Genomic DNA, 20048 nt, shown 5'->3' with positions numbered 1-20048 from the left:
AAATCCTATGACAGAAAAAAAACCAGGCATAATTCGTAGAACCTTTAGTTTTTTAGGTCGCCTGATTACAGGGCTGCGGTTGGTTATAGTCAATGGTGTTTTTCTATTGATGTTGCTGTTTGTTATTTCATTGTTTGCCAACAAAAAAATGCCGACCATACCGGAGCAGGGCGCGTTAATACTTGAGCCTAAAGGCACGGTAGTTGAGCAGCTCAGTTATATCGATCCTCTAGTGGATTTTATGGGGGACAATAACCCCAGGGAGCAGGAAACCCTGTTGGCCGATATGATAGACGCTATTTTGCTGGCTAAAGATGATGCGCGTATTAATAGCCTGGTGATAAAAACCGATTACTTAATGCGTGGTGGCTTGAGTAAACTGCAAGAAGTGGCCGTGGCTTTGGCTGAGTTTCGCCATAGCGGTAAAAAAATTATTGCGATAGGGGATTACTATAGCCAAGATCAATATTTATTAGCGGCGCAAGCCGATGAAATTTATATGCACCCCATGGGTGCCGTGGCCATACAGGGCTATGGTGTGTACCGCAGTTACTATAGAGAAGCGCTGGATAAACTATCTATAGATTTTCATGTGTTTCGCGTCGGTGAATTTAAATCCGCCTTAGAGCCCTTTATCCGTAACAGCATGTCTGAACCGGCGAAAGAGGCCAATTTAACTTGGTTGAATCAACTGTGGCGGCAATACGGCGCTACTATTGCACAGCGCCGTGAGCTAGACGTTGAAGATGTTAATACCTACGTCAATGACATAGATAAGCTGTTAGCCCGCCATAATGGCGATAGCGCCAAAGCTGCGGTGGCGGCAGGCTTGGTCGATGGTTTAAAGCATCGTGATGAAATTAACCAATATCTTATTGAAGTTGCCGGTGCTGATGATGACGACGATGGTAACTTTCAAGGCATAGCCTTCGAGCGTTATGTGTGGCTAAAAAAGCATGAGCTGAAAAAACAGCAAAGCAAAAATGTAGTAGGCGTCATCGTCGCGGCGGGTACTATTACCGGCGGCAAGCAACCACCGGGCAGCATAGGCAGCGATACCCTCAGTGAGTTAATCATGCAGGCTCGTAAAGACGACGCCGTTAAAGCGGTGGTGTTGCGCGTGGATAGTGGTGGCGGCAGCGCCTTTGCGTCAGAGTTGATTCGTCGCGAGCTAGAGCTGTTAAAAGATTCCGGCAAACCCTTAGTGGTTTCTATGGGCAGTATGGCGGCCTCGGGTGGTTATTGGATTTCTGCCTTGGCGGATTTTATTTGGGCTACGCCCACCACCTTAACCGGCTCTATAGGTATTTTTGGAGCTTTCCCCACAATCGATAAAAGCCTTAACCGTTTAGGTATACACAATGATGGCGTGGGTACTACCACTGTAGCTGATGCGTTTAGAGTGGATAGGCCTATGAATCCGGTGGCGGCTAGGGCGATACAAAAAAATATAGAGCATGGCTATCAGCAGTTTCTCTCTATTGTGGCGCAGGGCCGCGACATGAGTGAAGAGCAGGTCGCCGATATAGCCGAGGGCCGGGTGTGGTCGGGGCAGGATGCTGAGCGCTTAGGTTTGGTTGACGGCCTAGGGGGATTAAAGCAGGCGATAGATTCAGCGGCAAAATTAGCGAGTTTAGCGAATTATCGCGATCAGATAATAGAACTGCCGCTATCGCCTAAAGAGCAAATTTTGCGGCAACTAGGCCGGGTGTTTGTGCCGCCTATGCAAGGGGTCTTCGGCTCGCCCTTGCCCAGCCAACTGCAGCAACTGCTGGCGCCGTTTAAAGAGGCCAGTCAGTTTTTACAGAGTATGAATGATCCCGCAGGGTTGTATGCGCACTGCAGCGAGTGCGTGGCGCCCTAGTTGGTACTCTAGACGTTTACTGCTCTGATACGATGGCGTATTGGCTGCGCCATTCTTCAAAGCCGCCATCCATACTATAAACCTCAGCAAAGCCTTGGCTGGCAAAAAAATCTGCTGCGCCCTGGCTGCTATTGCCGTGGTAGCAATACACGATCAAGGGCTTGCTGTGATCTTGTTGCTGGATAAAATCCTGCACCGTGTTGTTATCTAGGTGTATAGCGTGCGCAATACGGGCCGATAAAAAAGCCGCTTGGTCGCGTATATCCACCAAGGTGGCGTCTTTCTCATCGACTAGTATTTTGCTTTCAGCAATGGATAGGCGTTTAAAGGTCATGGGGCTGGCCTGTGGTTTTTGGTGATAAAGGCCATTATTATACGGCCCGTCGCCTGCGATAGCAGCTGAATATAACAATAATTTGAGTCATTACCTTGAGGGGTAAGGGATGCCTAAGCCCACAGATTTTGTAACAGGCCTAGTAATACAAGTGCCTGAGTCTAGAGAGGTCGGTGAAAGCGTAAAAATTAACAGCGAAGATAATCCCGTTACGTCACGCGCTTAAAGCGTTTATTACTAATTAGCCAATACAGCCGTAAGAGATTCAGCTATATTGTCTAGTTAGCCTATATTATCCGTTCAATATGATTTGAACTCTATAATCCGATTTTTGTAATCCGGCATTTGTTAGTACACAAGTATTAGCACACAAGAGATACGCTTTACTATGCGATTTGAAGAATTAAAACTCCCTATAGCCAGTTTATTCGATGTTATTCTTATTGGTCAGGATTATAAACGCCATCAGTGTCGGGCTAAATTGATAGGTTATCAAAAGCCACAGCGCTTAATACTAGAGCTAGTGAATAAGCCGCCACAGGTGTTGTTGCATCAAGGTTTAAAAATTGAAGCCGCGATTAGCCTAGCCTTGGGTTATGCCTATTTTGAAACGGAGATTGATGAGTTGGTGACAGGTTCATCGCCGTACTTAGTGTTAGCTTATCCCAGCAAACTCGATTATACCGCGCAGCGTAGTGAACCACGGATGCCGGTAGATCAACCTATAGAAGTGGTGGGTAAAACCGCTTTAGGTATGGATACCAGCACCATGCATGGCCATATCTTAGATGTAAGCTGCGCAGGGGCGCGCATAGTGGTTGAAAAAGAACTGACCGCCATGGTGACCCAGATTAGCTTGGGGGTGATGCTAAGCCTACCTGGCTTAGAGCGTGATATGACGATTATGGCGAAAGTGGTTAAGGCCTCTGCTATTAGCAGTGACCACCCCGATTATCCCTTTGCTTACGGCTTGCGGTTTGTAGGCTTGCCGGCCATCGATAGTTATTTCTTACAGGCTTTTTGTTATCAAATGGAATTGCAGGGTAGGCAATTATTATGCTCGGCACCCCGTCTAAAAATATAAGCTTAATGGCTGCTGCTGGTTAGCGGCTGCTGCCGCGCATCTAGCCAGTGGATAAAGTGCTGGTTGCTTAAGGGCTTAGCGATATAAAACCCCTGTGCCTGATGGCAGTCTCTTTGCCGTATATAGTCCATGCTATTACTGCTCTCTATGCCTTGGGCAATAATATTTAAATTTAAGATCTTGCCCAGTTGAATGATGGCTTCGGTGACATCGGCGTACTCTTCGTTGTATTCCGCCCGTTGAATTAAGCTACGATCAATTTTTATAGAGTCTATAGGCAGGCGGTGCAGCTGGGTTAACGAACAGTAATCCTTGCCAAAATTATCTATGGTTAAGTGCACCCCTAGCTCATGCAATTTGTAAAGGCTGCTTTGTACCTTGTCGGAGCATTTAAAGGCATCGGCCTCACTGAGTTCCAAACACAAATAATGCGGGTTAAATTGTTGGTGGCGCATCAGCTTTTTTATAACATTGATGAGATAGGAGTTCTCTAATTGCTGTGCCGTTAAATTGACAGCTACTGCTATAGGCGGTAAGCCCTGCTTGACCCATTGCAGATGTTGCATACAGGCATTGTGTACTACCCAGTTACCCACTTTGTTCATTAAGCCATTGCTGGCTACAGCCTGTAGAAATTTATCGGGTGTTAGCAGGCCCTGGCTGGGGTTGTGCCAGCGCAGTAAGGCTTCGGCACCGATTAGCTGTTGGTTGTGGGTGTCGACTATAGGTTGGTAATACAGTTGCAGCTGTTGTAAAAATTTTGGGTGTTTAAGCTCATTATCTAGGGTGTGTTGAAATTTATCTTTAAAATTCAGCTCTTGGTCGATAAAGGAAAACTGCCGTTTACCGCTTTGTTTGGCCTTGAACAGGGCATTGTCAGCGTGTTTAAGTAATACGCTGTGCTCAGTGGCATCAGTGGGATAGAGGGCTATGCCTATGCTGCAATTGACATCGATTTTTACCCTAGGCCCCTGCTGCTGAAAGTGGCAGCGGTTGATGATTGTTCTGGCTAGGGTGGCGGCATCTTGCGGGCTGCGTAATTGGGTGGCAATAATAGCGAATTCATCACCGCCTAGGCGCGCCACCTGATCGCTCTCGCGTATGCTGTGCTGTAGGCTTTCAGCGGCGGCCAGTAATACCTGGTCGCCTGCATCGTGGCCTAGGGCATCGTTAATGACTTTGAAATTGTCCAAGTCAACTATCATCAGTGCAAGCAAGTGGCCCGAGCGCTTGGCCTGAACCATTAACTTAGGCAATTGCTTTTTGAAGGCTAGACGATTGGCCAGACCGGTGAGTGAGTCGTGGTGGGCGAGTCTTAACAGCCGGACTTCATCGGCTTTGTGGCGTATGGCGTAACATATGCTGTGCTCGAGAAAGGCTGGGGTGAGTTGCTGTATGGCTATGCTGTCGGCCGCACCGGATTGTAAATACGTGTGCTGATCTGGCTGTTGTTTATGGTGGTTTAATACCAAGGCTGCAGGCACATAGCTGTCATCGCTGCGCAGGCTGCTGAGTAAGTGCATGCGCTGTTCTACTTCGGCTTCTGTGCCTATTAACAAAATGTCACAGTGGTTGTTATTTAAGTAGTCTTGGGCTGATGCCGCGCTGGTGGCATGGCATAGCTCTATGTCACTGTGCTCAAATTGACTGCTGAGCTTAATGAGTAATTGCTTATAGTGTTGACTGCTATTAATGAACAACGCCTTAACGCAGGTGCCTGACATGTATCATCCTTAAAGATTCATTGTTAACGGTATTAGTCTTCAATATAGCCAAACAAGTGCCCTAGGGTTAGGGCGGCAACACATTGATAAGCTATAGGCGAACTATTTTTTATAAGCTAAAGTTAGTGGTTATGGAACAAGACTGTAACTATATGAAAAGTTACGCCTTTTGGCTATGAAATGTACAGTAATCGACCAATACGAGAGTTTTAATGGCATTTGTTAATAAATTAACCGCATGCAGCCTATTGTGGCTGTACGGTAGTTCGATGGCTTGGGCCATCACTGAAAGCCAGGTGTGGGTGCCTAAGCGTTACTCAGAGGCTAAGCATAAATTACTCAGCACCGCGGTTGAGGCAGAGCGTTCCCCGCGTTGCGTCACGGCTATACAGGGTTCTATGGTGGTAGAGAAAACCACCGCTGAGGCTTATTACTTCGTGATCACCTGCAGAGATAAAAACCGTAAAACCTATAACCTGTCATACAGCTATCCGGTAGCTGGAGCCATGCCCAGCTTGCTTAATGAGCAATATTTGTTTGCGCCTGAGCCTGTGGTGAGTAGCCTGCAGTCGGCAGTGCCAACGATTAGTGCCAGTGCCGCTTGGCCCCTCTGTATAACCGCTTTACAAAAGCAGACACGCACTATGCTAAACGTGCTCATGCTGGAGGATAATCCTAGACCTAGTGATCAGGGCTTGCCTGAGCAAATTTTTACCATACCCTTTGATGCGCAAAATCCGCAAGGCTTGGCTTTAAGGTATCAAGCACATTGTGCGGTAGATGGCCAAGAGACCATAACTATTAAAATTCGAGGGCGTGCAAGCGAATAGCGGGCACCGGCTAAGTTAAGCAGCCAATAAGAAATACGGTAACGAATGGGGTACGCAATGCTAGAGAGAGCCAGGCAAAAATTTTTCGCCAGAGGTCAATACCATAGGCCGTTGTGGTTGCTGATAGCCGTGTTGATATGCCTGTTACCCTGTTTGCTAAATTATGCAGGTATAGATTTTTCTTCTCGCTCGGTACCTTTGTCGGCAGGTCAGGCGATAAAGGATGACGCTATTTTTTATGCCATTGCTGGAGGCTTGCATCACGCTTTGCTGGAATGGACTGCGGTGACTATCGCGGTGATTACCGCGGCAGTGTCGTTGTTTCATTATGTCATACGCCGCGATTTAACCGTGCCTATAATAGGGTTGGCCCTGTTGGCCGCAGGGGTACTGGACGCATTCCATACGTTAGCCGCTACGCGCATCGTACAAGCCAATGTTAGCGATAGTGATTTTATTCCCTTTACTTGGGTCATATCCAGGGTTTTTAATGCCGCTATTTTGATTGTTGCTGCCTTGGTGAGTATGTGGCTTATACGCCAGCAACAATCTTCTCCGCGCCCTGCTTATAGTAGGTATGGTTTTAGAATACTGTCGGCTTTCGGTGGCGGATTTTTATTGATTTGTGCGGTGGTGATAGCATGGGCTACGTCTACTGATAAGCTGCCGCAAACCACCTACCCCAATGCCTTATTCTCTAGACCCTACGATGTGTTACCCCTGGCCTTATTTATATTGGCGGGGGCTTTGTTTTGGGCTTGGTATCGCAGCAATAAAACGATAGTTAGATATGCCCTAATGCTCAGCATTATTCCTGAGCTGGCCACCCAATTACATATGGCGCTGGGATCTAAACAATTATTCGATAACCATTTCAACATTGCTCATTTTTTAAAAATATTGGCTTATGTCTCTGTATTACTGGGTATGCTAATAGATTTGATTAGCAATAAGTCACCAGAACTTGAGGCGTCACTCAAACAAGAGTCGACCACATCAAACCATGAAGAGGATGTAGGCTTACATATTTTGGATGTAGGTAAGCCTAAAATAACCTTAAATATACAGCTACCAGCCTTCGCGTTTTTTTTGGCGCTATCTGTTGCCTTGGCAGTAGGCTTAACCTTCTATGTGGAAAGCCGTCAGATTGTTGAAGATAAGGAGCTAGATGATTTAAATCATGACTCGATCTTAATCAGGGCAGAGCTAGAACAATTTTATAAAAACGCTGCTGATGGTGTTAGTTTTTTAAGTCAAACCCCACCCGTGCAGGCTATAGCCGAAGCTAACAATCTAGGTAGGCTGCAAGATATAACACCGTGGCGCGACAGGCTGGAATCCATCTTTATCGGTGTACTCAAAGTCAGGCCAGTCTACGCTAGAATATCCTATGTAAGTAAGGCTGGCGGCAAAGAGCTGGCGGCCGCAATGAATGATTATAGTGGTGCTAGGTTAGTAGCCGAGACGAATTATAAGGATTATGGCGCTACCGATATTTATCACAAAACCCTAGCGCTTAATCCCGGGCAAGTTTATTTTTCTACAATAAACGCTCAGCGGGAAAATACAGATATTTCTACTTTAGGGCTTACCGTTGCTACGCCGGTTCACGATGTGGTAACGGGTGAGTTGTTTGGCGCAATCATTATAGAGGTGAACTTTACTGAAGTCGTAAAAGCCATCCATATACGATCTACTTCGATTAATACTGTGTATTTGGCCAATAGCGTAGGCGATTATTTAATTCATCCCAATCCAGAAAAAATTGTAGGTGTTAGCAATGGTTTGGGAAGTAGTTTGCCACAGGATTTTCCCGATTTAAGTGAGGCTTTTGAGCAGCGGTTTGGTATTGAACGTATTAAAGGTGGTCAACAGGATGAAGAGTATTTAGGGGTTTATACCCCTCTAGATTTCTCCGCTTATGGTCTACACCAACCCCTGTCGCTATTATTAACGGTCGATGTTGTTGACGGGGCAAAAATGATACAAGAGGTGAGGGATCGCAGTATTGTTTTGGCTATCTCTCTCTCGGTGTTAGTGCTGGCTATAGCGATACTGGTTTCTCGCCGTTTGATTAACAGCCTGACGCAAATGACTGCAGAGTTACAGCGCTATGAAATTAGCGGCAAGGTTAATAATTTGCCCATACACTCGGAAAACGAAATAGGGGTGATGGCCAGAAGTTTTCACAACTTGCTAGCCTTAATAGACTATAAATCACAGCGCCAAGAAAAGCTGACAAAAGCATCTGATAATGCTTCTACACGGCTGCAAAATATTCTTAATTCTATGGCTGATGCGGTGATCACTATAGACGAAAAAAGCTGTATACAATCCTATAATCACGCAGCGGAAAATATTTTTGGCTATAAAGAGTCCGATATTATAGGCCAGCCTGTCAGTCGTTTAATGCCAGAGAAATATGTTGATAAACATAATCAGGGTATGGATGTGTATTTAACAACCGGTGCGCATAACGTTATCGGCAAAGCGGTTGAGCTCTCTGGCCGAAAAGAAAATGGTGAAGAATTCCCTATTTATTTATCTATCTCAGAGATCGATACCGATGAGGGGAAAATATTTACTGGTATTATCAGGGATATTAGTGATCAGTCTAAATTAGAAGAAGAGCGGCAAATAAACAACGCCGAAAGAGCTAAAGAAAAACAACGCCTAGATGAAATTATTAAGGGCACCAACGTCGGTACCTGGGAGTGGGATGTTGCGACGAGTGAAATGTTTATCAATGAGCGCGGCGCTGAAATATTGGGCTATACCCTAACTGAGTTGAGTCCACTGAGTGTTGATCAGTGGGTAGGTTTTATACACCGCGATGATATGGTATCAAATAATGAATCGCTAAATAAGCATCTTGTTGGCATGAGTGATTCATTCACGGGTGAAGCCCGTATGCGGCATAAAGATGGCGGCTGGGTCTGGGTGCAGGCCAGAGGCATGGTGGTAGAGCGTAATGTTAAGGGGCAACCTCTGCGTGTGTCCGGTACCCATCAAGATATTAACGAGCGCAAGCAATTAGAGGCGGAGCGCGAGCAGGCTTTGGCCGAGGCACAAACCTCAGTTAAATTAAAAGCTGAATTTTTAGCCAGCATGAGCCATGAAATAAGAACTCCTATGAACGGGGTGTTGGGGATGCTGGATTTATTAATGCGTAACCATTTGTCCAAACAACAAATGCACTACGCCACGTTGGCTAAAAGTAGTGCGCAATCTTTGCTCACTATTATTAATGATATTTTAGATTTCTCTAAAATCGATGCCGGCAAGCTGGAGCTGGAGTCCATAGATTTTGATATTATTAGTCAGCTGACAGACATTAGCGATGCTATGGCCTTGCGCGCGCAAGAAAAACAAATAGAGTTTATTTTAGATGTCCGGCAAGTCGCAACAGCCATGGTTATGGGTGACCCTGGTAGGCTGAGGCAAATATTTAATAACCTATTAAGCAACGCGATTAAGTTTACCCCTGAGCAGGGTGAAATATTAATTCATGCAGAGCTGCAGGAGCAGTCCGATGATTTATTGTTTATAGGCACTATCACCGATAGTGGTATAGGTATACCTGAGAACAAGATTGCGACATTGTTTGATAGCTTTACCCAAGTTGATGCATCGACTACCCGAGAGTATGGCGGTACTGGCCTAGGCTTGGCCATCTGTAAGCAGCTTTGTGAGCTACTAGGCGGCGAAATTTCGGCCAGCAGTGAAGTGGGCAAGGGCAGTACGTTTCGCTTTACCGTACGTTTGCAAAAAAGCCAGCATGTGCCGGGTCTACTCCCTGTTATCAATATGGCTGGGCGAAAAATGTTAGTAGTCGATGATAATGCTACCAACAGAGAAGTATTACAGGGGCAGCTTACCAGCTGGGGTGGCAATATTACCGAAGCCGTCAATGCCGAAGCGGCATTAGAAATTTTAGAGCAGAATGTAGATGACCTATTTGATGTGGCGTTACTCGATATGCACATGCCGCATATAGATGGTGCTGAGCTGGGGCGACGTATACGAGCGGATAAACGCTTTGATAGTATGCGTATGATTATGATGACCTCTATGGCTGAGCGCGGTGATGCTAGATATTTTTCTAATATAGGTTTTTCAGCCTACTTTCCCAAGCCAGTAACCAGTACGGATTTATTTAATGCCTTGAATGTAGTTATTGATGGTGGCAGTGCGTTAGAAAACGCGCAGCCCTTAGTCACGCATCATAATGTGCAGTCGTTATTATTAGAATCCGTGGTCAAAGAAAAAAGAGTCTTGTTGGTAGAGGATAATTATATTAATCAGGAGGTGGCGCTGGGTCTGTTAGAGGATTTATCTTGCAAGGTTGATGTTGCCAGCCACGGCGCCATGGCTCTAGAGCTATTAAAAAATAAGGTTTATGATTTGGTGTTAATGGACTGCCAAATGCCGGTAATGGATGGCTATGAATCCACCCAGCGTATACGTGCCGGTGAGGCGGGTGAGCGAAATAAAACCATAACTATTATTGCTATGACGGCCAATGCTATGAAGGGCGATAAAGAACATTGCTTAGCCATGGGTATGAGTGATTACATCGCTAAGCCGGTTGAACACCATAAAATTGCGGCCATGTTTTATAAATGGTTTGGCGAAGGGCATTATATTTCGAATGATGAGGTTAAGGTGGATATAAACGCGAAAAAAAATACTGAGAGCGTAGCGGCGGTTGTTTGGGATAAAGACGGCGCTTTAAAACGCATGGGAGGTAAACCCGAACGCTTAAAAATGATGATAGGTATTTTTATGGAGGAATCGGTGGACTACCTACAGCGTTTAGATGCTGCTTTCAACAGCCAGTCGCTGGAAGAATTACGCAGTTGCTCCCATGCAATCAAGGGGGCACTGGGTAACTTAAGCGCTCATCAGAGCTTTGAGGTGGCTAAGGCTATAGAGTTACACGCCCTAGAAAATGACATGGATGCCGCATTGGCATTATGGCCCGTGTTTGTCGATTGTTTTGCGCAATTGAAAACAGTGTTGGAACAGGAGTTGGCGTAGTTGACGCCATTACATTGAGGCTAGTGGTTGATGACTTAGGGCTTAGGCCCTCCCATATTTTTAAAACGCTGCACTATCAGCAGGCATTGCCCCAAGATGGCAGTGCAAAAACCTAAGCCCGCCAACCCTAATCCCAATAGCACCACCACTTCCTGCCGCAGTGAGGGGGGCAGCATGCTATTGCCCCACTGTATAAACCCCACGCCCATAAAAAACCCTAGCGCCCCTAGGCCATAGAGCTTTAAAATTTTTCTAGTGTCGTTAAGTAGTGTGCTAAACATTAGTGGTTCATCGGCTTATCAACTGTAGCCCATAGAGGTTGATATCTATGTTTACGCGCAGTTGCGGCAATAGGCTGAGTTGTTGTTTTTTTTCTGGGCTGGCGCGCCAGTAGTGTGGGGTCATGCACAAAAGGTCGCTAATAACGTCACCGCTAGTTAAGTCTAGCTGATAGTTTATGGCTTGTTGATGGCTGGGGCTGAATTGCGCCGCTAATTTATCACAGGGGTTTAACACATCACTGTTGACCTGATCATAGAGTTGCTCACGTAATTGCAATAAATGCTGCTGCCCGGTTGAGGCCACAATAAGCAAGCCATTGGGTTTTAATACACGGGCAAATTCGGCTTCGGGTAGTGGTGAAAACAAACTGAGCAATACATCGCAGCTATTATCTTCCACCGGTATATGGCTACTATTAGCGACAAACCACTGAATATCCTTACTGCGTCCTGCGGCCGCTTTGACGGCAAATTTGGAAATATCGATGCCGGTGATATCAGCTGCAATATTCGCGCGCTGTAATGCCTGAGCTAACTGCTGGGTGTAGTAACCTTCGCCACAACCGGCATCAATGATACGTAGCGGTGAGTGGGTGATGGCGTGATTAAGCACCAGCTTATTAATGGCGTCGGCCAGCGGTTGGTATAGCCCTAGATTTAAAAACCGTTTGCGGGCGTTAACCATATCGGCGCTGTCACCGGGAATTTTTGAGCGCTTATGTTGTACCAACAGTAAGTTGGTATAGCCCTGTTTGGCACTATCAAAATGATGCTGCTGCTCGCAGTGCCAATGCTTGGCAGCTTGCTGTAAGGGGTGTTGGCACTGTGGGCAGAGTATTTTCATAAGGCTATAGTAGGTATAGAGTGCTAGCCGCTTTAGCGGGCCAGCAGGTTTTCCATTATGCCTTGATACATGGTGGTGAGTGTATCTAGGTCAGCGGCTTTTACGCACTCATTCACTTTATGTATGGTGGCGTTCACCGGCCCTAGTTCTACCACTTGGCTACCGGTGGGCGCAATAAAGCGGCCATCGGAGGTGCCGCCCGCGGTAGATAATTCAGTGTCTAGGCCGTTGGCGTCTTTAACCGCTTTGACGGTGGCTTCCACTAAATCCCCTTCGGCGGTTAAAAAGGCTTGACCGCTGAGGTTCCACTCTAGGTCGTAGTTGAGTTGGTGCTTGTCGAGTATGGCTTCGGTGCGGGTTTGTAATTGCTGATCGGTTAACTCGGTAGAAAAGCGAAAGTTAAACACCACAGTTAAGTCGCCGGGTATTACATTGGTGGCACCGGTGCCGCCATTGATATTGGAAATCTGAAAAGAGGTGGCGGGGAAAAACTCATTGCCTTCATCCCATAACTCATTGCTCAATTCGGCCAAGGCAGGTGCCGCCATGTGTATGGGGTTTTGCGCTAGGTGTGGATAGGCAACATGGCCCTGTATACCCTTAACGGTAATGGTGGCACCCAAGGAGCCACGGCGGCCGTTTTTAATCACGTCGCCTACTAAGTGGGTAGAAGAGGGTTCGCCTACGACACACCAAGTAATCTTCTCGTTGTTTTCTTGCAACCACTGCATCACTCTAACGGTGCCGTTAGTGGCGGGTCCTTCTTCGTCGCTGGTAATTAAAAAGGCGATGCGGCCAGTGTGGTTGGGGTGTTCGGCCACGAAGCGCTCACAGGCCACCACCATGGCGGCCAGGCTGCCTTTCATATCGGCGGCACCGCGGGCATAGAGCATGCCATCGTCGTCTAGGGTGGGTTCAAAGGGCGGGAACTTCCACTGCTCGGCAGGGCCGGTAGGCACCACATCGGTATGGCCAGCAAAGCATAATATAGGGCCAGACTCGCCGCGCTCGGCCCAAAAATTGTCCACTTCACCAAAGCGTAAGCGTTGTATCTTGAAACCTATGGCTGCTAACCGCGCTATCATTAAATCTTGGCAGCCGTCATCTTCTGGGGTGATGGATTGTTTGCTCAATAATTCACAGGTGAGGGCTAGGGTGGCTGAGTTTTGCGCCATAGTATGCATTCCAAAATTGTAAAAAGCGCTATTCTATCATGCTGCTATTCCACTGTTATGCAATTTGCTACAAATTAGTGGAATAGTGCTAGGGTAATAGATAGAGCATGTAATAGAGGTCGTTATGCGAGTGAGTGAACAATTATTGGACAAGAGCCGGGTGCAAACCCTGTATCCACTCAATGTCATTGCCGAGCACTTGCTGGATAAGCTACTGGAGCAGGTCAAGCTTAAGCATCCCAAACTAGGCAGTACCATTATTAAGCGCGGCGATAACTCAGCCAGCTATTACCATTATTTGCTGGCGGGTGAGGCGGAGCACCGTATCTCTTTTGAACAGCGTCAGCAACTGACTACAACCAATAGCAGCAACCCACTGGATGAATTATTAGCGCAGGGCGGCACCATTAAGGCGGGGCCGGATTGCGCTATATTAACCGTGAGTAGGGCGGTGGTAGAGCAGTTTTTATCCTGGAGTGAGAGCCAAGCTTTTCGGGTGGTGCATATGGACGATGACCCAGAAGTAGAGCTGGGTGATGTGGCCATAGATGACGATTATGAAGATGATTGGTCTGAGGTGTTTTTAAAGTCCCCGCTGGCCGCGCATATCCCTGCAGCAACCATGATGCAGTTGTTTTCGGTGATGGAGGATATAACGCTTAAGCAGGGGGAGGTGGTGATTAAAGAACACAGCCCCGGAGATTATTTTTACCTGCTTAAACAAGGTACGGCACAGGTGCTTACCAGTACGGGCGGGCCTTTTAAGGGCGAGACTTTTGATTTGAGTGCTGGCTGTTACTTTGGTGATGAAGCGCTGGTGGCCGATACCCCACGCAATGCCACTGTAGTGATGGCCAGTGATGGTGTGCTAGGGCGTTTGGCCAAAGAACAGTTCGATCACATTATTAAGCAGCCTTTAATTCATCGCTTATCAGCAGAAGAAATAGCCGCTATACCCGAGCCACTGCGCAGTTACTTAGATGTGCGTTTAGCGGTGGAATACAATCATGGCCATTATCCCGAGGCGCAAAACTCCCCCATCGCGTATATACGCAAACATTTGAAAAATTTCAGTGCTGACAATAGTTATATTATTGCGCCAGGCTGCGGCAGGCGCGGCGAATTAGCACTGTATTTATTAAAACAGGCCGGCTACAAGGTATTTTTAATGGAGGAAAGTGACAGTCTCTAGTTCACAGTCGCTAGAGACTAGAGACTAGAGACTAGAGACTAGAGACTAGAGACTGTGAACTAGTGATTAGGCTAGTCGTTGTTGTGTAGGGCTTCGTTAAGTTCTATCGCGGTTTTATTGGTTTTACATTCTATTGCGCCGGTGAGTGAGTTGCGGCGGAACAATAAGTCGGTTTTGCCTACTAGGTCGCGAGCTTTAACGGTTTCTACCGCTAGATTTTTATCGTCTAACACAATAACTTTGGTGCCAGCGGTGATGTAAAGACCCGCTTCCACGATGCAGCGATCGGCTAAGGGTATGCCTATGCCAGCGTTAGCGCCTATTAAACATTCATCGCCCACTGATATCACAATATTACCGCCGCCAGACAGCGTACCCATGGTGGAGCAACCGCCGCCTAAATCAGAACCTTTACCTACGAATACGCCAGCCGATACCCGGCCTTCTATCATGCCTGGGCCTTCGGTGCCGGCATTAAAGTTGACAAAACCTTCATGCATCACGGTAGTGCCTGCTCCTATGTAAGCGCCTAGGCGTACGCGGGCGGTGTGGGCTATACGCACGCCGGAGGGCACTACGTAGTTAGTCATTTTGGGAAATTTGTCTACACAGTCAACGCTGATAGTTTCACCGTTTAGGCGTGCTAGTAATTGCGCCTGTGGTAGTTCGTCTAAATCTATCGCGCCTTTATTGGTCCAGGCGACGTTGGGCAGTACGCCAAATAAGCCGTTTAAGTTAACGCCGTGTGGCTTAACCAGGCGATGTGATAATAGGTGCAGTTTTAAATAACCTTCAGGGATAGAGCTAGGGCTGTCATCGCTGGCTAAAATAGTGGCCACTAAAGGACGGCTGCTTTGCTTCATGGCGTTGACAATGTCGGCCTGAGCCGCTTCACCGGCTGCACGCAAGCTAGCTTCTAAACTGCCTAGCTGGCCTTTATCTAAGTTTAGCGCCTGATTACCTTGCTGGTAATCGGTGGCTGCTATCACGGCTTTGCTTAGGGCTTGCGAAGGGTTTAATACGGGTAGGGCGTAGAAAACTTCTAGCCATTCGCCTTTGGCATTTTGTGTGCCGACCCCTAGGCCGATGCTGAATAATGAGCTCATGCTTAATTACCTGTTGTTGTAGTATTGAATTATGTAAAAAGTTGTTGGTAGTCGCTGTCTTTAAATCCCACGCTCAAACCCTTGCCGCTGTCTAGTAGTGGCCGTTTGATTAGGGTGGGTTGTTCCAGCAGTACGCTAGCAGCCAGCTTGGTATCCATGGCGTTGCGGGTAGTTTCGCTAAGCTGCTTCCACGTGGTGCTGCGTTTATTGACTAAGGTTTCCCAGCCTAGTGCGGCCAGCCAACCATCGACTTGCTGTGCGTTGATGCCATCGCTGCGAAAGTCGTGAAAGCGGTAGTCTACATCGTGTGCGTCTAACCATTTGCGGGCTTTTTTGACGCTATCGCAGTTTTTTATACCGTAAAGAGTAACCACAGTGTATCCAGAGTGTTGTTTACAAAAAACAAGGATAGCAAAAAACCGCTGTCAGCCGCTAGGCTGTAGCCGTTAAGGGGGATAAAAAGTTGTGTATCCCTGCGAGTAGTAGGGTTTTTGGGCTGCGCGAGTAATGGCTTATAGCGGCTTATAATGGATAGACGGCGACTATGGTTTTGCCATCATCAGAAATATCTAGGCTGCTGCATAGCTGCTTAATTAGTGATAAGCCGCGGCCGTGGCTGACGTCATCGTTTAAGCTGTCTCTTGCGGCCTGGTTGTAGCCATCACCACTATCACTAATGCTGATGCTTAGGTGGCTGTGTTGTGCAGAGGGGCTGCATTGTAAATGGATGTCGATGTGACCTTCTGTTAACTGCGCCAAGCGCTCCATACGTTGCTGGTAGTAATCAATAAAGCCTTCGCTATCGTTTTTCATGTTGGAGTCTAGTTTTAACAGGCCGTGCTCTAAAGCGTTGCTATACAGTTCGGTTAAAATAGTGGCAATAAAATCTTGGTGCGCGCTAAGTTCGCTGGCACTGTTAATAAAGCGGACGATGTGGGGGATGGGGTCGTTGTTGCGTAGGGTGTCGGGCTGTAAGTGAAAGTGCATTTGCCAGGGCAGTATTTTTTTATGATCGACGTGGGGAGGTTTTTGTTTATCAGCTTCGTTTAAGCTGTGATAAGTGAACTCTACTAGGGTGACATCATCGTCTTGTGAGGTACCTAAGGTGAATTCATCGTGGGATTTTAAAATATTGTCATAAACGTCTGGGCTGTGGCCGTCGAATAGTGCTAGCAAGCGCTGCTCGCCATACATATCATCGTTGCGGTTTCTGGACTCTTCTATACCGTCAGTAAATAAGTAGATACGGTCATTTTCAGCGAGCTCGTAAATCTCTATATGCTGTAAAAACTCTTCTTCACTGCAAGAGGCTAGTGGTGGATGGAAGGCGGGGATAATCGTTTTTATGCTGCCCTGGCCATTATCAATAATGACGTTAGGCACACCGCCAGACCAAATAAATAGTTGATGGGTGTGGGTGTTGATTTCTAGTATGGCCGCCGCCAACATCATGTGATCGGGTAGTATTTGCAATAAGTTTTTATTTAATTCGGCGGCTATGGTGCCTACGGTTAAGCCTTTTCTAGCCATAGTGCGAAAGGCTGAATAAATAGGGATGACACCTACGGCGGCCGCTAAACCATGGCCGGTAGCATCGCCTATAAGCAGATAGGTATTGTCGGCTGGGCCGTTAGCTACTAGTAAGACATCACCATTAAATACCGATACCGGTGACATATGGTATTTAACATGGGGGTGGTTGATTTGTTTTTGAAATTGATTGGTGAAAATGCTTTCTACGACACGGTGTTCGTTTTTGATGTCCTTATCGCGGCGCAATAATTCGAGATTAGTCGCATGCATTTTTTTGGTAAGCTGGCTAACCCTGAGCTGGCTTTTTATTTTGATAACAACAATTTCTACACTAAAGGGCTTAGGTATGTAATCTTCGCCTATAGAAAGGCATTTGGTCTGAGTGTTGTTGTCGCTAGCGCTGGTGATAAAAATAATGGGTAAGTGTACTTCCCCAGCTAGTTCTTTCAGTTGTTTGGCTGTTTCGTAACCGTCCATGCCGCCCATCTTGATATCAAGAATGACTAGGTCGGGAAGTTGTTTTAGTGACTTGATTATTTCTATAGCCTGCTCGCCACTTTTGGCAATCAAGGCTTGATAACCCAAATCTTCCACTATGCACTCCAGCAGGGCGGTGATGGAGTGGCTGTCATCAACCAGTAGAATATTCATAATTAAGTAATAATAAACTTGCTTTCAAAGCGAGAGATTATTAATACTTTTTTAATTTGTTGGCGGCAGTTAATGAGTTTTATGGTGTTGATGTTTTTTTCACTGAGGTAGCGCTTCATATTTAGCAGCATGCCTAGGCCGGAGCTGTCCATATATTCTGTCGCTCTAAAATCAACTATATACACTTCTGCGTCTTTGTCGCTGTAGGCTTCGCGAAAATTTTCCACGGCATCAAAATTAAAGCTTTCGTCTAAGGTGATGGTGAGGTCTTGGCCTTGCTGGCTTGAGGTGATGGGCATGTTTAGTTCCGATCAGAGGGGTGGCTAGTTGTTATGGGCTGGCTTGGTGCTGTTCGATTAATCTTAGCCCTATGTTAGGCAATAGCAACTTCCTGCCATCTTTAATACCGCTAGGCAGTGCTGCAATCCAAGTAGGGGAATATACCTGTTTTTGGGTTATACAGATTGTGTCTGGCGGCTGTGGCTTAGGCTTTTAAGGTTTTTTTAGCCTTGCGGCGGTTAGGGTAACAGCTGCGGCATAGTGGGCATACGGTGCCGTCACAACCACGGGCTGAGCAGTATTCGCGGCCGTAGTAGATGAATTGTAAATGCAGGCTGTTCCAGCGTTCTTGGGGGAAGAGTCGCTTTAAGTCTTTTTCGGTTTGTACTACCGACCGGCCATTGGTCAGCCCCCAGCGCTGTGCCAAACGATGTATGTGGGTGTCTACAGGGAAGGCGGGTATATTAAAGGCTTGGGCCATTACCACCCCTGCGGTTTTGTGGCCTACGCCTGGCAGTTTTTCTAGTTCATCCATGTCGGCGGGCACGATGCCATTGTGAAATTCCACCAGCATCTCGGAAAGTTTTTGTATGGCCTTGGATTTTTGTGGCGATAAACCACAGGGGCGAATAATGGCTTTGATATCCGCTACTGACTGCTTGGCCATGGCAAAGGGGTTGTCGGCTAACTTGAACAGTGCCGGTGTTACCGTGTTGACGCGTTGGTCGGTGCACTGCGCCGATAATAGCACCGCCACCAGTAAGGTGTAGGGGTCTTTATGATCCAGCGGTATCGGCGGCTTGGGGTATAAAACCTGTAGCTGTTCAAGTATGTAAGCAACCCGCTGCGCTTTTAGCATAAGTAGTGGCATCTGTCTTTTTATTAGGGCTACGGTTATAGCTTAAGGCTGCTGACAAAGGCTTTAATGCGATGGGCGGCGTCTATGCACTCGTCTAACGAGGCGACTAAGGCCATGCGTATATGCTGCTGGCCGGGGTTATAACCGTCCACTTCGCGGCCTAAAAACTGGCCGGGTAATACCGTGACATGTTGTTGGGCAAACAGCTGCTGGGCAAAGTCTTGATCGCAGATGGGGGTTTTGGCCCATAGATAAAAACCGGCATCGGGTTTGGCTACGTCTAGGCAGCCATCCAAAATATCCAGCACGGCGCTAAATTTCTGCCGGTATAGCTCGCGGTTTTGTTTGACGTGGGCTTCATCTTGCCAGGCGGCGATGCTGGCGTGTTGATGTTGTATGGGCATGGCGCAGCCGTGGTAGGTGCGGTATAGCAAAAAGGCTTGCATGATGTCGGCGTCACCGGCGACGAAGCCCGAACGCAGGCCCGGTAAGTTGCTGCGCTTGGATAGGCTGTGAAATACCACGCAGCGTTTAAAGTCATTGCGGCCCAGTTCGGCGCAGGTTTGTAATAAACCGGCGGGGGGCTGTTGTTCATCAAAATACAGTTCGGAGTAACACTCATCACTGGCGATAACAAAATCGTATTGGTCGGCTAGGGCGATCAGATTTTTCAAGGTGGCGGTGTCTATGACTGCGCCGGTAGGGTTGCCCGGCGAGCATAAAAACAATAATTGGCATCGCTGCCAAACACTGGCGTCTACCTGATCAAAGTCTGGTATCAAGCCGTGACTGTCTAAGCAAGGTAGGTAGTAAGGTTGGGCGCCTGCCAGCATCGCAGCGCCTTCGTAGATTTGATAAAAAGGGTTGGGTGTTACTACCAAGGCATCGTCGCTGCGGTTAACCACGGCTTGGGTAAAGGCAAACAGCGCCTCGCGGGTGCCGTTGACCGGCAGTATGTGTCGCTCTGGGTTAAGGCTGCCTGCCGCTAATTGGAAGCGTTGGCTGGCCCAGTCGGCAATGGTCTTGCGCAGCTCGGGCAGGCCTTTGGTGCTGGGGTAGTTGCTTAGCAGTGATAAATTATTGGCCAGTGTTTCGGTAACAAAGCTGGGTGCAGGGTGCTTGGGCTCGCCTATAGATAGCGCTATATGCGGCAAGTTTACCGGTGGCGTTACCGCGGCTTTGAGGGCGTTAAGTTTTTCAAAGGGGTAGGGGTGTAGCTTTTGTAAGTCTGAGTTCATGCTGATGTCGTTTC

At 47.3% G+C, this 20048-nt stretch carries 16 protein-coding genes; 5 read left to right on the top strand and 11 right to left on the bottom strand.

Going from position 1 to position 20048, the window contains the following annotated elements; all coding sequences use genetic code 11:
• Positions 1-7: 7 nt before the first annotated feature.
• Positions 8-1864 (top strand): signal peptide peptidase SppA, encoded by a 1857-nt coding sequence (gene sppA, locus B067_RS0113135; RefSeq protein WP_019530544.1) that lies wholly within the window; start codon positions 8-10, stop codon positions 1862-1864.
• Between the two features lie 16 nt (positions 1865-1880).
• On the opposite strand, the gene glpE is transcribed toward sppA, so the two are convergent.
• Complete coding sequence (gene glpE / locus B067_RS0113130) at positions 1881-2198, bottom strand: thiosulfate sulfurtransferase GlpE (RefSeq protein ID WP_026244645.1); 318 nt, start codon at positions 2196-2198, stop codon at positions 1881-1883.
• A 388-nt stretch (positions 2199-2586) separates the two neighbouring features.
• On the opposite strand from glpE, the gene B067_RS0113120 reads away from it, so the two are divergent.
• Positions 2587-3282 carry a flagellar brake protein gene (locus B067_RS0113120; RefSeq protein WP_019530541.1) on the top strand — a complete coding sequence of 232 codons (696 nt, stop codon included), beginning with the start codon at positions 2587-2589 and terminating at the stop codon, positions 3280-3282.
• A gap of 2 nt (positions 3283-3284) precedes the next feature.
• Here B067_RS0113120 and B067_RS0113115 read toward each other — a convergent pair whose 3' ends face one another.
• The gene (locus tag B067_RS0113115; protein ID WP_019530540.1) at positions 3285-5006 is read right to left on the bottom strand and encodes a putative bifunctional diguanylate cyclase/phosphodiesterase; all 1722 of its coding nucleotides are present in this window, start codon (positions 5004-5006) and stop codon (positions 3285-3287) included.
• Between the two features lie 212 nt (positions 5007-5218).
• Between B067_RS0113115 and B067_RS0113110 the strand changes: the two genes are divergently transcribed.
• Entirely contained in the window at positions 5219-5836 is a 618-nt protein-coding gene (locus tag B067_RS0113110; RefSeq protein WP_156820841.1) for a hypothetical protein, read from the top strand.
• Positions 5837-5893: 57 nt separating this feature from the next.
• A complete protein-coding gene (locus B067_RS21340) occupies positions 5894-10876 on the top strand; it encodes a response regulator (protein WP_019530538.1) in 4983 nt (1660 codons plus the stop codon).
• Between the two features lie 35 nt (positions 10877-10911).
• On the opposite strand, the gene B067_RS0113100 is transcribed toward B067_RS21340, so the two are convergent.
• Genes B067_RS0113100 through dapE form a run of 3 tightly spaced genes read right to left on the bottom strand, consistent with a single transcriptional unit; the run spans position 10912 to position 13176 of the window.
• Positions 10912-11157, bottom strand: a complete 246-nt coding sequence (locus tag B067_RS0113100; RefSeq protein WP_019530537.1) for a hypothetical protein — start codon at positions 11155-11157, stop codon at positions 10912-10914.
• Between the two features lie 7 nt (positions 11158-11164).
• Positions 11165-12001, bottom strand: a complete 837-nt coding sequence (locus tag B067_RS0113095; RefSeq protein ID WP_019530536.1) for a methyltransferase — start codon at positions 11999-12001, stop codon at positions 11165-11167.
• A 32-nt stretch (positions 12002-12033) separates the two neighbouring features.
• Positions 12034-13176 (bottom strand): succinyl-diaminopimelate desuccinylase, encoded by a 1143-nt coding sequence (dapE, locus tag B067_RS0113090; protein ID WP_020700308.1) that lies wholly within the window; start codon positions 13174-13176, stop codon positions 12034-12036.
• Between the two features lie 130 nt (positions 13177-13306).
• Here dapE and B067_RS0113085 point away from each other — a divergent pair, with 130 nt between their 5' ends.
• Complete coding sequence (locus tag B067_RS0113085) at positions 13307-14368, top strand: cyclic nucleotide-binding domain-containing protein (protein ID WP_205619981.1); 1062 nt, start codon at positions 13307-13309, stop codon at positions 14366-14368.
• Positions 14369-14439: 71 nt separating this feature from the next.
• On the opposite strand, the gene dapD is transcribed toward B067_RS0113085, so the two are convergent.
• The 6 genes from dapD to dapC form a co-directional block, all read right to left on the bottom strand.
• Positions 14440-15474 (bottom strand): 2,3,4,5-tetrahydropyridine-2,6-dicarboxylate N-succinyltransferase, encoded by a 1035-nt coding sequence (gene dapD, locus B067_RS0113080; RefSeq protein WP_019530533.1) that lies wholly within the window; start codon positions 15472-15474, stop codon positions 14440-14442.
• Between the two features lie 29 nt (positions 15475-15503).
• The gene (locus B067_RS0113075; protein WP_019530532.1) at positions 15504-15848 is read right to left on the bottom strand and encodes an ArsC family reductase; all 345 of its coding nucleotides are present in this window, start codon (positions 15846-15848) and stop codon (positions 15504-15506) included.
• Positions 15849-15996: 148 nt separating this feature from the next.
• Complete coding sequence (locus B067_RS0113070; RefSeq protein WP_019530531.1) at positions 15997-17658, bottom strand: fused response regulator/phosphatase; 1662 nt, start codon at positions 17656-17658, stop codon at positions 15997-15999.
• A gap of 2 nt (positions 17659-17660) precedes the next feature.
• On the bottom strand, positions 17661-17957 hold the full coding sequence (locus tag B067_RS0113065; protein ID WP_019530530.1) for an STAS domain-containing protein: 297 nt from the start codon (positions 17955-17957) through the stop codon (positions 17661-17663).
• Between the two features lie 185 nt (positions 17958-18142).
• Positions 18143-18796, bottom strand: a complete 654-nt coding sequence (nth, locus tag B067_RS0113055) for an endonuclease III (protein WP_019530528.1) — start codon at positions 18794-18796, stop codon at positions 18143-18145.
• A gap of 35 nt (positions 18797-18831) precedes the next feature.
• Complete coding sequence (gene dapC / locus B067_RS0113050) at positions 18832-20034, bottom strand: succinyldiaminopimelate transaminase (RefSeq protein ID WP_019530527.1); 1203 nt, start codon at positions 20032-20034, stop codon at positions 18832-18834.
• Between the last annotated feature and the right edge of the window lie 14 nt (positions 20035-20048).

This window comes from Dasania marina DSM 21967 (genome assembly GCF_000373485.1).
GTDB classification, from domain to species: Bacteria; Pseudomonadota; Gammaproteobacteria; order Pseudomonadales; family Dasaniaceae; genus Dasania; species Dasania marina.
Note: the sequence above shows the minus strand (reverse complement) of the source record. Positions and strands in the feature narration are given on the sequence as shown.